We start from the raw sequence: 868 nt of genomic DNA, 5'->3' as shown, positions 1-868 counted from the left end.
AGGCCGCCGGGATGACGCCGGTGGCGGGTCGGACGCGGGGGGTACGCGTCCGGGGGTCTATCTCGACGGCGGGTTCGGGGTCGGCAAGACCCACCTGCTCGCGTCGCTGTGGCACGCGGTGCCGGGCCCCAAGGCCTACGGGACGTTCGTGGAGATCACTTCGCTGGTCGGCGCGCTGGGGTTCGCCCGGACCGTGGACGCCCTGTCCGGCCTACGGCTGCTGGCGATCGACGAGTTCGAGCTGGACGACCCCGGGGACACGGTGCTCGTCTCCACCTTGCTGACCAGGCTCGCCGAGGCGGGCGTGCACCTGGCCGCGACCAGCAACACCCAGCCGGAGGACCTCGGTGCCGGCCGCTTCGGCGCGGATGACTTCCTGCGCGAGATCCAGGGGCTGTCGTCGCGGTTCGACATCCTGCGGATCTCCGGCGAGGACTTTCGCCACCGCGGCCTGCCCAAGCCGCCCGCGCCCCGCAGCGACGACGAGGTGAGTCGGCGTGCCGCGGTGACCCCCGTTGCCAGCGAGGACGGCTTTGCCGAACTGTGCGCCCACCTCGGCCAGTTGCACCCGTCTCGCTACGGCGCGCTCGTTGACGATATCGGACTGTTCTGCCTGCATGGCGTCACCGCGGTGTCCGACCAGGCGATGGCGCTGCGGCTCGTCGTCCTCGCCGATCGTCTCTACGACCGGTCGATCCCGGTCGTGGCGTCCGGCCAGCCCTTCAGCGAGCTGTTCTCGGCGGAGATGCTGGCCGGGCCGCATCGCAAGAAGTTCCAGCGCGCGATTTCGCGGTTGTCGGCGTTGGCCCGCGACGGCTGGTCCGACGACCTGGCCGTCTGGGAAGGCAGCGCCAAGGCGTCGTAGCCC

Annotated in this window: 1 protein-coding gene; it reads left to right on the top strand. The window is 71.3% G+C overall.

All coding sequences use genetic code 11. The features are described 5' to 3' along the window. Nucleotides 1-865 (top strand): cell division protein ZapE (gene zapE, locus U9980_RS09275; protein WP_322767555.1); only part of this gene is annotated, 865 nt, incomplete at its 5' end. Between the last annotated feature and the right edge of the window lie 3 nt (nucleotides 866-868).

Source organism: Protofrankia sp. Cr1 (assembly GCF_963555865.1).
Classification (GTDB): domain Bacteria; phylum Actinomycetota; class Actinomycetes; order Frankiales; family Frankiaceae; genus Protofrankia.
The sequence above is the reverse complement of the archived record's forward strand: the minus strand, read 5'-3'. Positions and strand labels throughout refer to the sequence as shown.